This is a genomic window from Pseudooceanicola nanhaiensis DSM 18065, assembly GCF_000688295.1.
GTDB classification, from domain to species: Bacteria; Pseudomonadota; Alphaproteobacteria; order Rhodobacterales; family Rhodobacteraceae; genus Pseudooceanicola; species Pseudooceanicola nanhaiensis.
On sequence record NZ_JHZF01000015.1, the window covers coordinates 25,850 to 37,846 of the forward strand.

The window sequence follows — 11,997 nt, forward strand, 5'->3', positions numbered from 1 at the left end:
GGGAATGACCATCAGAACTCTGTCCAGATCCCCAGCTTCAGCCGGTAGTCCCGGTCCGGCGTGATCCCGGTCGACAGCCCGGTATCGAACCACAGGCGGTTGGTCAGCCGGACGGCGAGCGAGCTTTCGCCGCGCAGGTGGAGCGTCCCGCCACGGGCCCTGTAGGCGAAGAGCTGCACGTAGGACCGCATCCGCGGGGTCGGGGCGAGGCCGAGCGTCAGGTCGATCTTGCCGGCCTGGTCGGTGCGGGTGATCTCGGCCCCGAGCATCGCCTCGGCCCAGCCGGGAGCGCCGCGGAGGCGGAAGCTCCGGCCCAGGGTCAGCCGGGGCGACACGGCCGCCACGCCGTCGAGGCGGCCCGCCCCGAGTGCGGCGTCGATCTGCCATGCCCCCTGCGGCGGCAGGAGCGACAAGCGGTAGAAGCCGAGCGCCTTGACCACCCGCCCGCGTGCGGTGTCGAGTTCGAGCGTGAGGCCGCTGCGCGGCGTGACCCCGTAATCGAGGTAGAGCGACCCGCGGTAGGATGGTTCGGACGGCAGGGTGCCATCGGCCACCCGGGCGGCGAGGGCGGCGAAACCCTGCCCCGCGCCGCGCGGCCATGCGCCGGGCAGGGCGGGCGCGGCGGCGCAGAGGCAGATCAGGGTCAGGCAGAGGCGGAGCATGGCGGGAGGCCCTCGGGACCCGCCAAGTCTCGGCCGCGTCGGTTAAGCGTTCGTTAATGCGTGCAGGCGGACAGCAGAAAGCCGGGCCGTGGAGGGACGGCCCGGCCTTCGGTCCGGTGCGGCGCAGTGGAGGGGCGAGAGAGGCGCGCCGCGGCCGGTCGTGCCTCAGGCCGCCACGAGCGCGTCGGCCAGAAGATTGATGCGGTAGCCCTGGCCGAAACTGGTCGCGATGAGCTGGGCCGGCGCGTCGAGGGTCGCGAGTTTCGCACGGATGCGGCAGATGTAGACGTCGAGGATCTTCCAGTCGGGCTCGTCCTCCCAGCCGTAAAGCCGGGTGATCAGCGCCTCGCGTCCGAGCAGGCGCCCGTTGGCGAGCGCGAGGGTCTCGACCAGTTCGTATTCCAGCCGGGTGAGGTGGATCGAATGCCCGGCGAAGCTGACCCGGCGCCGGTCGAAGTCGATGCGCAGGCCGCAGAACTCGGGCGTGGAGGAGGCGAAGCCGCGGGCCCGACGGGCGAAGGCACGCACCCGGGCGGCGATCTCGGCGCCGTCGAAGGGCCAGGCGATCACGTCGTCCGCCCCGATGGCGAGACCACGCAGGCGGTCACGGTGGGACACCTCGCGCGAGAACAGCAGGATCGGCAGCTGCGGGGCCCGGGAGCGCAGGCGGCGGATCAGGTCCGATCCGTCCATGTCGGGCAGGTCGGGGTCGAATAGCACCGCGTCGTACTGGCACTGGGCCACGTGGGTCAGCACGTCCTCGGCATCGGCGGCTTCGGAGACGAGGAAGCCTTCGTCGCGCATGAGCTTGGCGATCGTGGCCATGATCCAGCTGGTCTCGGTGATCAGGATGCGCATCGTCGGGTCTCCTCGGTCTGAAGACGAAGAGGGTCGCTCTGCGCGACCGGGCCGCGCATGCGGCCCACACCGTCGTTTGGTTGATGGTGGCGTCCGGGGGCGTGCTCGCCCGGCCCGTGACGTCTGATCAATTTGATACGCTTTTGGCCCGTTCCCTGTCAGCGGCTTTCGGGAGTCGCGGTTAACGCCTTGCGGCGCGGGGCTGCGCAACCCACATGGAAGGCGGCAACATGAGGAGATGACGATGCAATGTCCGGTGGACGGAACCGAGCTGATGATGACCGACCGGCAGGGGGTCGAGATCGACTACTGCCCGAAATGCCGGGGTGTCTGGCTCGACCGGGGGGAGCTGGACAAGATCATCGACCGGTCCGCGCATGACCACGAGGCCGCCGTGCGCCGGCCCGCGCCGCCGCCGCCCGCGCCCCAGCACCATCCGCAACACGAGCAGCCTTACGATCCCCGCTACCGCGACGAGCACCGCGGCCATTACAAGCGGAAGAAGCGCAAGAGCCTCCTGTCCGAGATATTCGACTTCGACTGAGGTCCTATTCCGTTCCCGCCCGCGGTGGAGTAGCGTCTGATCCGACGGACAGATCAGGAGACGACCCGATGCAGATGAGCGAGAGCCGCGAGATCAAGGCCGATCCCGCAACGGTCTTTGCGGCCCTGATGTCGCCCGAGGTGCTGCAGGAATGCGTGCCCGGCGCGCAGGAGGTGACCGGCACGCCGGAAGAGGGCTTCGAGGCGGTGGTCGTGCAGAAGGTCGGACCGGTGAAGGCCACGTTCAAGGGCCTGGTGACGGTGACAGACATCGTCGAGAACGAGTCCCTGACGCTCTCGGGCGAGGGCAAGGGCGGCGCGGCGGGCTTCGCCAAGGGCGACGCGAAGGTGCGGCTCGAGGAGATCCCCGAAGGCACCCGCCTGCATTACGATGTGGAGGCGAAGGTCGGCGGCAAGCTCGCGCAGCTCGGCTCGCGCATCATCGACGGGTTCGCGAAGAAGATGGCCGACCAATTCTTCACCCGCTTCCAGGAGGTTCTGGAAGGCCCGGCAGAGGGAGACGAGCCCCCCGAGGCCGAGAAGAAGGGCTGGCTGAAGCGCATGACCGGCGGCTGACCGCAGGAGGCCGCGCGAGTTCTGTGCGCTGATGCAGGAAAGGCCGCCCACGGGCGGTCTTGTCTTTTGTGGTGCACGGGTTACTTTCCGCGGCTCGAACACATGGCGAACATCGGAGGCGACCCATGGCCCCCATCCTGCAGGTCCGGGACCTCAAGAAGATCTACGACGGCGGTTTCGAGGCGCTCAAGGGCGTGACGCTCGACATCGAGGAAGGAGAGATAATCGCGCTCCTCGGACCGAACGGCGCCGGGAAGACGACTCTGATCTCGACCCTCTGCGGCATCACCGTTCCCACGTCGGGCAGCGCGACCGTGGGCGGGCACGACATCCAGACCGATTACCGCGCGGCGCGCAGCATGATCGGGCTGGTGCCGCAGGAGATCTCTCTCGAACCCTTCGAGAAGGTCATCAACACGGTGCGGCTGACCCGCGGGCTCTTCGGCAAGCGCCGGAACGACGCCTATCTCGACGAGGTGCTGGGAAAGCTCTCGCTTCTCGACAAGCGCAATCAGCCGACCAAGGAGCTTTCCGGCGGCATGAAGCGCCGGGTGCTGATCGCCAAGGCGCTCAGCCACGAGCCGCGGGTGCTGTTCCTGGACGAACCGACCGCGGGCGTGGACGTCGCGCTCCGCAAGGACATGTGGGAGGTCGTCGCCGAGCTGAAGAAGTCGGGCGTGACGATCATCCTGACCACCCATTACATCGAGGAAGCCGAGGCCATCGCCGACCGGATCGCCGTCATCAACAAGGGCGAGATCCTCCTGGTGGAAGAGACCGCGACCCTCATGGCGCGGCTCGGGCGCAAGCGTCTCACCATCGAACTGCGGGAGCCGATCCAGTCGGTGCCCGAGACGCTTTCGGCCTATGACCTCGAGCTTTCCGAGGGCGGGACCGACCTGACCTATACCTATGACACGCACCAGGAAAAGACGGGGATCACCGGCCTCCTGGCCGAGCTGTCCGCCGCGGGCCTGAAGCTTCGCGACATCTCCACCCGGCAGGATTCGCTCGAGGAGATCTTCGTCGGTCTGGTGCAGGAGGGCGCAGCATGAACACCCGGGCCATCTGGTCGATCTACCGCAACGAGATGATGCGATTCTTCCGCACCATCCTGCAGAGCTTCATCTCTCCGGTGATCTCCACCTCGCTCTACTTCGTCGTCTTCGGCACCGCCATCGGGTCGCGCATCGACGAGGTCGAGGGCGTCACCTACGCCGCCTTCATCGTGCCGGGGCTGATCATGCTCTCGGTCATCATGCAGGGGATCTCGAACGCCTCCTTCGCGATCTACTTCCCGAAGTTCATCGGCACGATCTACGAGGTGCTCTCGGCCCCGGTGAACTTCCTCGAGGTGGTCGTGGGCTACGTGGGCGCGGCGGCCACCAAGTCGCTCTTCATCGGGCTTGTGATCCTCGGGACCGCGTCGCTCTTCGTGGATCTGACCATCGCGCATCCGCTGGCGATGCTGCTCTTCCTCGTGCTGACCTGCGTCAGCTTCGCGCTGATGGGCTTCATCATCGGGATCTGGGCGAAGAACTTCGAACAGCTCCAGCTGGTGCCGATGCTGATCGTGACGCCGCTGGTGTTCCTCGGGGGCTCGTTCTACTCGATCTCCATGCTCCCGCCGCTCTGGCAGAAGATCACGCTCTTCAACCCGGTGGTCTACCTGATCTCGGGCTTCCGCTGGGCCTTCTTCGAACAGGCGGACGTGCCCGTGGGCCTGAGCCTGCTTGCCATCGGCGGATTCACCGCCATCTGCATGGCGGTGATCTGGTGGATCTTCCGCACCGGCTGGCGCCTGCGCGACTGATCGCACTGGCCATTGCGCTTCACCTGCCGCGGGGATAGCGAGGCGTCAGGGAGGAGCCGTTCGTCAACAGACAGGGCTTCCGCATGACCCGACCCGCCTTCGCGCCAGCCCCTGCTGCAGGGGCCGCGCCCGCTCCGGCCGGCCTCGTGATCCTCGCGCTCGCGCTCGGGGCCTTCGCGATCGGCACCACCGAATTCGCCTCCATGGCGCTGCTGCCCTATTTCGCGACCGATCTGGCCGTGTCCGAGGCCAGGGCCGCCGACGCGATCAGCGCCTATGCGCTCGGCGTGGTGGTGGGCGCGCCGACGCTCTCCGTGCTTGGCGCCAAGGTCTCGCGCCGGGTGATGCTGGTGCTCCTGATGCTCGCCTTCGCGGTGTTCAACGCCGGCTCTGGTCTGGCCGAGACCTTCGGGACCTTCACGCTGATGCGCTTCCTCTCGGGGCTGCCGCATGGCGCCTACCTCGGCATCGCCGCGCTGACGGCGGCCTCGGTCGTGCCGCGGAACCGGCGCGCCTCGGCCGTCGCGCGGGTCTTCGTGGGGCTGACGCTGGCCACGACGATCGGCGTGCCCGCGGCCAGCTGGCTTGGCCAGGCGGTCGGCTGGAGGTGGGGTTTGGCGGTGGTCGGCGTGATCTCGTTGGCCACGGCGCTGTCGGTCTGGCAGGTGGCGCCGCGCGACCGGCCCGACCCGGGCGCCAACCCCCTGCGGGAACTGGGGGCGCTGAAGAACCGGCAGGTCTGGCTGCTGCTGGCGACCGGGGCGATCGGCTTCGGCGGCTTCTTCGCGGTCTACACCTACCTCGCCTCGACCGTGATCTACACCACCGGCGCCGGAGAGGCCGCGGTGCCCTTCGTGCTGATGGTGACCGGCGCGGGCATGACCGTCTTCACCCTGCTGAGCGGGATGCTCGCCGACCGCAACGCCGACGCGACGGTCTTCGGCTGCTTCGGGGCGGGGGTGCTGGTGCTGCTGGCCTATCCCTTCGCGGCCGGCAACCTCTGGACGCTGGTGCCGGTGATCTTCTGCCTCGGGACCCTCGGCGGGATCTCGACCGTGCTGCAGTCGCGGCTGATGGATGTCGCGGGCGAGGCGCAGCAGATGGCGGCGGCGATGCACCACGCGGCATTCAACTTCGCCAATGCGCTCGGTCCCTTCCTTGCGGCCATGGCGCTGAGGGCGGGCTACGATTACCCGGCTTCGGGCTTCGTGGGCGCGGGCCTCGCCGTGGTGGGGATCGCGCTCTATGCCGTCGCGGTCTGGGACGGGCGGCGAAGGGCCGCGGCCTGACATCCGGGCCCGCGCATCCGTCCGGGCAGGCCGGGCCTGCGCCCGGCCCGCGGCGGCGCCGGGCGGGGCCTAGCCCTGGTCGTGGAAGTGGTCGTAGATCGTTTCCGCCAGCGTGTCCGAGATCCCCTCGACCGCCTTCAGATCCGCGAGGTTCGCGCGGCTCACCGCCTTGGCCGAGCCGAAATGCGCCAGCAGGGCCCGCTTGCGGGTCGCGCCCACGCCCGCGATCTCGTCGAGCGGCGTGGCCGAGACGGCCTTGGAGCGCTTCGCCCGGTGGGTGCCGATCGCGAAGCGGTGCGCCTCGTCGCGCAGGCGCTGGACGAAGTAGAGCACCGGGTCGTTCATCCTGAGCGCGAAGGGCCGCCGACCGGGGCGGTGGAATTCCTCCTTGCCGGCGTCGCGGTCGATCCCCTTGGCGACCCCCACGAAGGGCACGTCCGAGACGCCCAGCTCCTGCATGATCTCCTGCACGGCCGAGACCTGGCCCGCGCCGCCGTCGATCAGCATCAGGTCGGGCCAGAGGCCCTTCTCGCGGTCCGGATCCTCCTTCAGCAGGCGCTTCAGGCGGCGGGTGAGCACCTCCTTCATCATGCCGAAATCGTCGCCCGGCGTCAGGTCCTCGCCGCGGATGTTGAACTTGCGGTACTGGTTCTTCATGAACCCCTCGGGCCCGGCGACGATCATCCCGCCGACCGCGTTCGTCCCCTGGATATGCGAGTTGTCGTAGACCTCGACCCGGTTCGGCGGGGCCTCCAGTTCGAAGGCCTCGGCCAGCCCGCGCAGGAGCTTGGTCTGCGCCTGGCTCTCGGCCATCCGCCGGCCGAGGCTCTCGCGCGCGTTCCGCACCGCGCCTTCGACCAGCTCGGCCTTCTCGCCGCGCTTGGGGACCAGCAGTTCGACCTTGCGGCCCGCCTTCTCGGACAGCGCCTGCGCCATCAGGTCCGCGTCCTCGATCGGGTGCGACAGGAGGATCTGCCGGGGCGGCTCCTTGCCGTCGTAGAACTGGCCGAGGAAGGCCTCGAGCACCTCGGCCTCGTCGATGTCGGCGCCCGCGCGGGGATAGAAATCCCGGTTCCCCCAGTTCTGGTTCGCGCGGATGAAGAAGACCTGCACGCAGGCGTGGCCGTGCTCCATGTGCAGCGCCACGACATCCGCCTCGGCCGTGCCGCGCGGGTTGATGCCCTGCACGGACTGCACCTGCGTCAGCGCCCGGATCCGGTCGCGCAGGGCGGCGGCGCGTTCGAATTCCATGTCTTCGGAGGCCGCCTGCATCTCCTTCGCGAGCTTCTCCTGCACGTTTGTCGACTTGCCCGAGAGGAACCGTTCCGCGTCCGAGACGGAGGCGGCGTAATCGGCTTCCGAGATATGGCCGACGCAGGGGGCCGAGCAGCGCTTGATCTGGTAGAGCAGGCAGGGCCGCGAGCGGGACGAGAACATCGCATCCGTGCAATTGCGCAGCAGGAAGACCTTCTGCAGCTGGTTCAGCGTCCGGTTCACCGCGCCCGCACTGGCGAAGGGGCCGTAATAGGCGCCCTTCTCCTTCTTCGCGCCACGGTGCTTCTTGATCTGCGGAAAGGCGTGGTCCTTGGCGACGAGGATGTTCGGGAAGCTCTTGTCGTCGCGCAGCAGCACGTTGAACTTGGGCTTGAGCTGCTTGATCAGGTTCTGCTCGAGCAGCAGCGCCTCGGTCTCGGTCCGGGTCGTCAGGAACATCATCGACGCGGTGTCGGCGATCATCCGGGCGATCCGCCCGGAATGGCCGGACGGGCGCGCGTAGTTCGAAACTCTCGCCTTCAGGTTGCGCGCCTTGCCGACGTAGAGCACACGGCTCTCCGAATCGAGCATCCGGTACACGCCGGGCGAGCTGTCGAGGCGGCGGACATAGTCCTGAATCACCGCGTATCCGGTTTTCGAATCGTTCTGCATTCTTCGTCTTACGTCGGCTCAGCTGGAGGGGAGGGCGATTCTCGGCCCTCCCTGCAACGTCCCGCGAATTCCGGCAAGCCTCAAGCTTTCCCCCGTTCCTGTGGACAAGTCTGGAGACAAGTTTTGGCGGCGGGGAAATTTCCGTTGTTTTCGACCGACTTCGTCGCTTTGCCTGTTTTTTAGGCGCATATGCAAGTCTTTGATTTTGCTGGAAAGAAAAATGGACACTCGGCAAGCCGCTGAAAACGTTGATGTTTCGGTAACGGTTGGATGACGGTTGTGTGACCGGTGCACAACTTCCCCTGCACCCCCTGTCCCAAGGTCACTCAACCCCCTGAACGTCCGGTGTCCGCCATCCAAGATGCTGTCCCCCGTCGGTGCACAGGAGCTGTCCGGTCACCCCCGGCGCATTCAGGAAGTAGAGCAGGGCGCCGGTGATGTCGGAGGGATTCGAACCCCGTTCCAGCACCGTCGATTCGCGCTGGCTGGCGAAACTGGCCTCGCTCTGGTGCGCGCCGATCAGCGTGGGACCCGGACCGATGGCGTTCACGCGCACGCGGGGGGCGAGTGCCCGCGCCGCGGTCTGGGTGAGGGTCCAGAGCGCGGACTTGGCCAGCGTGTAGGTCATGAACTCGGGCGTGAGCTTGCGCACCCGCTGGTCGATCATGTTCACGATGAGGGCCCGGGCGAGGGGTTCGCCCTGCGCATCCGTGCCGGCCCCGGGCGCCTGTGCGGCGAAGGCCTGGGTCAGCACGAAGGGGGCACGCAGGTTCGATTCCAGGTGACGGTCCCAGCTGTCGCGGTCGGCGGTGGTGATGTTGTCGTATTCGAAGATCGAGGCGTTGTTCACCAGCACCGTGAGCGGGCCGAGCGCCTCGGCGGCCGCGGGCACGAGGCGCTGCATCTCGGCCTCGACGGTCAGGTCGGCCTGCAGGGTCACCGCGTTGCGGCCCATGCCGCGGATCGTCTCGGCGGTCTCCTCGGCGGCGTCCTCGGAGCCGGCGTAATGGACGGCAATGTCGTGCCCGGCCTCGGCGAGGGCCAGGGCGATGGCGCGGCCAAGGCGCTTGCCGGCGCCGGTGACCAGTGCTGCGGTCATGGGGACCTCCCGTTCAGATCAGGACAAGCAACAGGTAGACCAGATAGGCCGCGGTCAAGGCCACGCCCCAGACCCGGCCTATGTCGCGTCGCCGCAGGACGAAGGGCGCCAGCAGCAGCGACGATCCGAGCATCACCCAGAGGTCGAACCGCGCGATCTGCTCGTCGACCGGGATCGGCGCGATCAGCGCGGTGACGCCGACGATGCCCAGCAGGTTGAAGAGGTTCGACCCGATCACGTTGCCGAGCGCCACGTCGGCCTGTTTCCGGAGCGCCGCGGCGACGGTTGTGGCCAGCTCGGGCGCGGAGGTGCCGATGGCGACGAGCGTCAGGCCGATCACCGCGTCGGAGACGCCGAAGGCGGTGGCGATGACGGTGGCGTTTTCCACCAGCAGACGGGCGCCGATCGGCAGGCCCACGATGCCCGCGGCAAGGAAGGCGAGTATCTTCCACATCCGCATGTGGGGATTGGCGCCTTCCAGCGCCTCCTCCGTCGCGGCGGCCTTGGTCTCGGCCCGGTGGGCCTTGGCGTCGCGGAACTGGTCCCAGAGCGAGAGGATGAGCGCGACGAACAGGATCATCCCCGCGATCCGTCCGTATTGGCCGAACTGGGCGAGCCCGATGAAGAGCACGGTGCCCGCCATCATGACGAGGTAGCTGTGCCGCGTGTCCACGGTGGAACTGTGCAGGCCCGAGATCATGGCGGGCACGCCCAGCACCAGCAGGATGTTGGCGATGTTCGATCCCACCACATTGCCGAGCGCGAGGCCCGGAGCGCCCGACAGGACGGCGTCGATCGAGACCAGCAGCTCGGGCGCCGAGGTCCCGAAGGCCACGATGGTGAGCGAGACGATCAGCGCCGGGATCCCGATCCGCAGCGACAGGTTCACCGCGCCCCGGACCAGCAGGTCCCCGGCCAGGACCAGCACGCCCAGCCCCACGAGCGCCAGAACGACAGCCTGAAGAAGCTCCATCCCTCAGCTCTTCCCGCAGGGGCAGGGGCCCTTGCCGATACGGTGGCGCCCGCAGCGCGGACACTTGGCCGAGGCCCGGCCGGGCAGGCGCGGCAGGCGGAGCTTGCCGAACATGGCCATCACGCCCATGGCGACGAGGAAGAGGATGACGATCTTGACGATCATGCGCTCAGAGCCCGAAGCGGGCATAGGCCGCCCGCTCCTCGATACCGGCAATCGCGTCCTGGAAGAAGGTTGCGCCCAGCCGTTGCAGGATGCCCCGCTTCTGGCCGTAGACCCGGAACCGCACCTTGTCGCCGTAGCGGCGCTTCATCTCGGGGGCGAGGTGGCCGATGCCGTCGATCAGCCCCAGCTCATGGGCGCGGCGGGCGAGCCAGACGTCGCCTTCGAAGAGCGGCTCGACCGGCTTCAGCCTGTCGCCGCGGCGCGCCTTCACGTGGTCGATGAAGGCCGCGTGGATGTCGCCCAGAAGCGCCTCGAGCCTGGCGACATCCTTCGGGTTCTCGGGGCGGAACGGGTCGAGCATGGATTTCGACTGGCCCGCCGTGTGCACCCGCCGTTCCACGCCCTGCCGGGCCAGCAGCACATGCGCGCCGAAGCTGGCCGAGATCACCCCGATGGAGCCGAGGATCGAGCTTTCGTCGGCCAGGATCTCGTCCGCGGCGCAGGCCAGCCAGTACCCGCCCGAGGCCGCCACATCCTCGACGAAGGCGATCACCGGGATCTCCTTCTCTTCCGACAGGCGCCGGATGCGGGCGGCGATCAGCGAGCTCTGCACCGGCGAGCCGCCGGGCGAGTTCACGACGAGCGCCACGGCCTTGGGTTTCCCCTTGCGGAAGGCCTTTTCGATCAGCGGCGCGAGGGCGTGGTCGCTGACCGGACCGCGCGGGCCGGAGGCGATCATCCCCTGCAGCCGGATGACGGCGACGCTGGGGGGCTTCTTGGTGAAGGGCAGGCGGTCGAACATGCAATGGAAATAGATTGCCCGACCGCAACAAACAAGTGAGCCGCCGCGCGAACCTTGGCTCGCGGGCGGCTCAAGTCGGGCCGCCCCACGGGGTGGAGGCGACCGGGAAGGTCGGGTGTCAGAAATCCTCGGGCATGTCCCGCCAGTGCGGGCTCGCTCGCCAGCGCCCCTTGTCGGCGCGCGGCTGGTTCGGAAGGGAGCGGTACTGACGGGGCCGCATGCGCGTGGCGGCCATGAAGAATTCGTGGAACGGGGAGAGCATTCTGATCTCCTTTCGTGATCGGCTCTGGTATGCTCCAATATGGCTTTCGCCTGCGCCCTTTGCTAATCAGGAATGGCTGCAGGATGTAAGGTGGGCTTACAATGGACTGGATGGCCATGCCGCCGCTGACGGCGCTCCGCGCCTTCGCGGCCTATTGCGAAACCGGCTCGATGAGCGCCGCGGGCGCGCGGCTGAACGTGAGCCACGCCGCGGTCAGCCAGCAGATCCGCGCGCTCGAGCAGCATCTCGGCCAGACCCTGATCGACCGCGGCGGCGCCCGGGGTGACCTGACGGAGGCGGGCGACGTGCTGGCCGACGCGGTGCAGGGCGGGTTCGAGCGGATCTACCGCGCCGTCTCGGAACTGACGGGGGCGGATGCCGAGCGGCCGGTGCAGATCACCACGACGCCCGCCTTCGCCGCCAACTGGCTGATGCCGCGGCTTGGCGGCTTCCGGGCGAAGAACCCCGGCGTCTCGCTGATGATCGACCCGTCGCCCGAGCTGCGGTCGATGCGGCCGGGCGGGTTCGACATGGCGGTGCGCTACGGCTCGGGCAGCTGGCCGGGCCTCGAGGCCGAGCTGTTGGTGCGCACGCCCATCGTGATCGTCGCCGCGCCCGGCCTCGTCGGCGACGGCGTCTTCGAGAGCCCCGGCGACCTGACCCGCTTCCACTGGATGCAGGAGATCGGCACCAACGAGGCCAGCGAATACCTGGAACGGTTCGGGGCGGTGCTGGACCGGGCCAAGGGCCTGACCTCGCTGCCCGGCAACCTGATGATCGAGGCGGCACGCGAGGGGCAGGGCGTCGCGGTGACCGCGGGCGCCTTCGTCGAGGCCGACATCGCCGCGGGACGCCTGCGGCTGCTGTTCGAGGACCGGCGCAAGAAGGGCTATTTCATCGTCACCCGGCCCGGACCGATGCGGGCGGACGCCCGCAAGCTCCATCGCTGGATCCGGGCGCAGGCGGCCGAGGCTGCGGCGGGTTGACGCAATAGGTGAGCGGGAGATATCCCATTTGATCGAGGTCAAT

The 11,997-nt window shown here is 68.3% G+C and carries 14 protein-coding genes; 6 read left to right on the plus strand and 8 right to left on the minus strand.

Features of this window, described 5'->3' with window-relative positions; translation table 11 throughout:
• Nucleotides 1–11 precede the first annotated feature (11 nt).
• Nucleotides 12–662 carry a hypothetical protein gene (locus tag Q344_RS0118440; RefSeq protein ID WP_028288071.1) on the minus strand — a complete coding sequence of 217 codons (651 nt, stop codon included), beginning with the start codon at nt 660–662 and terminating at the stop codon, nt 12–14.
• A 165-nt stretch (nt 663–827) separates the two neighbouring features.
• Entirely contained in the window at nt 828–1,520 is a 693-nt protein-coding gene (locus tag Q344_RS24410) for a response regulator transcription factor (protein ID WP_051630833.1), read from the minus strand.
• A gap of 244 nt (nt 1,521–1,764) precedes the next feature.
• Between Q344_RS24410 and Q344_RS0118450 the strand changes: the two genes are divergently transcribed.
• The 5 genes from Q344_RS0118450 (at nt 1,765) to Q344_RS0118470 (ending at nt 5,741) form a co-directional block, all read left to right on the plus strand.
• Nucleotides 1,765–2,064: a TFIIB-type zinc ribbon-containing protein gene (locus tag Q344_RS0118450; protein ID WP_028288072.1), complete on the plus strand. Its 300-nt coding sequence runs from the start codon at nt 1,765–1,767 to the stop codon at nt 2,062–2,064.
• Between the two features lie 68 nt (nt 2,065–2,132).
• Nucleotides 2,133–2,639 carry an SRPBCC family protein gene (locus tag Q344_RS0118455; RefSeq protein ID WP_028288073.1) on the plus strand — a complete coding sequence of 169 codons (507 nt, stop codon included), beginning with the start codon at nt 2,133–2,135 and terminating at the stop codon, nt 2,637–2,639.
• Between the two features lie 125 nt (nt 2,640–2,764).
• The gene (locus Q344_RS0118460; RefSeq protein WP_028288074.1) at nt 2,765–3,694 is read left to right on the plus strand and encodes an ABC transporter ATP-binding protein; all 930 of its coding nucleotides are present in this window, start codon (nt 2,765–2,767) and stop codon (nt 3,692–3,694) included.
• Entirely contained in the window at nt 3,691–4,452 is a 762-nt protein-coding gene (locus Q344_RS0118465; protein WP_028288075.1) for an ABC transporter permease, read from the plus strand. Before Q344_RS0118460 ends, Q344_RS0118465 begins: the two co-directional genes overlap by 4 nt.
• Nucleotides 4,453–4,535: 83 nt before the next feature.
• On the plus strand, nt 4,536–5,741 hold the full coding sequence (locus Q344_RS0118470) for an MFS transporter (protein ID WP_028288076.1): 1,206 nt from the start codon (nt 4,536–4,538) through the stop codon (nt 5,739–5,741).
• A gap of 69 nt (nt 5,742–5,810) precedes the next feature.
• On the opposite strand, the gene uvrC is transcribed toward Q344_RS0118470, so the two are convergent.
• From uvrC to Q344_RS26190, 6 genes are all read right to left on the minus strand, one after another.
• The gene (gene uvrC, locus Q344_RS0118475) at nt 5,811–7,667 is read right to left on the minus strand and encodes an excinuclease ABC subunit UvrC (RefSeq protein ID WP_028288077.1); all 1,857 of its coding nucleotides are present in this window, start codon (nt 7,665–7,667) and stop codon (nt 5,811–5,813) included.
• Nucleotides 7,668–7,989: 322 nt separating this feature from the next.
• Nucleotides 7,990–8,766: an SDR family oxidoreductase gene (locus tag Q344_RS0118480; RefSeq protein WP_028288078.1), complete on the minus strand. Its 777-nt coding sequence runs from the start codon at nt 8,764–8,766 to the stop codon at nt 7,990–7,992.
• A 13-nt stretch (nt 8,767–8,779) separates the two neighbouring features.
• Nucleotides 8,780–9,739, minus strand: a complete 960-nt coding sequence (locus tag Q344_RS0118485; protein ID WP_028288079.1) for a calcium/sodium antiporter — start codon at nt 9,737–9,739, stop codon at nt 8,780–8,782.
• A gap of 3 nt (nt 9,740–9,742) precedes the next feature.
• Nucleotides 9,743–9,904 (minus strand): hypothetical protein, encoded by a 162-nt coding sequence (locus Q344_RS0118490; RefSeq protein WP_028288080.1) that lies wholly within the window; start codon nt 9,902–9,904, stop codon nt 9,743–9,745.
• 4 nt (nt 9,905–9,908) lie between these two features.
• On the minus strand, nt 9,909–10,706 hold the full coding sequence (locus Q344_RS0118495; protein WP_028288081.1) for a S49 family peptidase: 798 nt from the start codon (nt 10,704–10,706) through the stop codon (nt 9,909–9,911).
• Nucleotides 10,707–10,824: 118 nt separating this feature from the next.
• Nucleotides 10,825–10,968 (minus strand): hypothetical protein, encoded by a 144-nt coding sequence (locus Q344_RS26190; RefSeq protein ID WP_156954750.1) that lies wholly within the window; start codon nt 10,966–10,968, stop codon nt 10,825–10,827.
• A 101-nt stretch (nt 10,969–11,069) separates the two neighbouring features.
• On the opposite strand from Q344_RS26190, the gene Q344_RS0118505 reads away from it, so the two are divergent.
• Nucleotides 11,070–11,954: a LysR family transcriptional regulator gene (locus tag Q344_RS0118505; protein ID WP_028288082.1), complete on the plus strand. Its 885-nt coding sequence runs from the start codon at nt 11,070–11,072 to the stop codon at nt 11,952–11,954.
• Nucleotides 11,955–11,997: the final 43 nt, after the last annotated feature.

Bases quoted from the DNA above. Each gene is read 5' to 3' on its own strand.
- Q344_RS0118455 (WP_028288073.1), top strand. From the start codon at position 2,133: ATGCAGATGAGCGAGAGCCGCGAGATCAAGGCCGATCCCGCAACGGTC.
- Q344_RS0118480 (WP_028288078.1), bottom strand. From the start codon at position 8,766: ATGACCGCAGCACTGGTCACCGGCGCCGGCAAGCGCCTTGGCCGCGCC.
- Q344_RS0118465 (WP_028288075.1), top strand. From the start codon at position 3,691: ATGAACACCCGGGCCATCTGGTCGATCTACCGCAACGAGATGATGCGA.
- Q344_RS0118460 (WP_028288074.1), top strand. From the start codon at position 2,765: ATGGCCCCCATCCTGCAGGTCCGGGACCTCAAGAAGATCTACGACGGC.
- uvrC (WP_028288077.1), bottom strand. From the start codon at position 7,667: ATGCAGAACGATTCGAAAACCGGATACGCGGTGATTCAGGACTATGTC.
- Q344_RS0118450 (WP_028288072.1), top strand. From the start codon at position 1,765: ATGCAATGTCCGGTGGACGGAACCGAGCTGATGATGACCGACCGGCAG.
- Q344_RS0118490 (WP_028288080.1), bottom strand. From the start codon at position 9,904: ATGATCGTCAAGATCGTCATCCTCTTCCTCGTCGCCATGGGCGTGATG.
- Q344_RS0118485 (WP_028288079.1), bottom strand. From the start codon at position 9,739: ATGGAGCTTCTTCAGGCTGTCGTTCTGGCGCTCGTGGGGCTGGGCGTG.
- Q344_RS0118505 (WP_028288082.1), top strand. From the start codon at position 11,070: ATGGACTGGATGGCCATGCCGCCGCTGACGGCGCTCCGCGCCTTCGCG.
- Q344_RS24410 (WP_051630833.1), bottom strand. From the start codon at position 1,520: ATGCGCATCCTGATCACCGAGACCAGCTGGATCATGGCCACGATCGCC.
- Q344_RS0118440 (WP_028288071.1), bottom strand. From the start codon at position 662: ATGCTCCGCCTCTGCCTGACCCTGATCTGCCTCTGCGCCGCCGCGCCC.
- Q344_RS0118495 (WP_028288081.1), bottom strand. From the start codon at position 10,706: ATGTTCGACCGCCTGCCCTTCACCAAGAAGCCCCCCAGCGTCGCCGTC.
- Q344_RS0118470 (WP_028288076.1), top strand. From the start codon at position 4,536: ATGACCCGACCCGCCTTCGCGCCAGCCCCTGCTGCAGGGGCCGCGCCC.
- Q344_RS26190 (WP_156954750.1), bottom strand. From the start codon at position 10,968: ATGCTCTCCCCGTTCCACGAATTCTTCATGGCCGCCACGCGCATGCGG.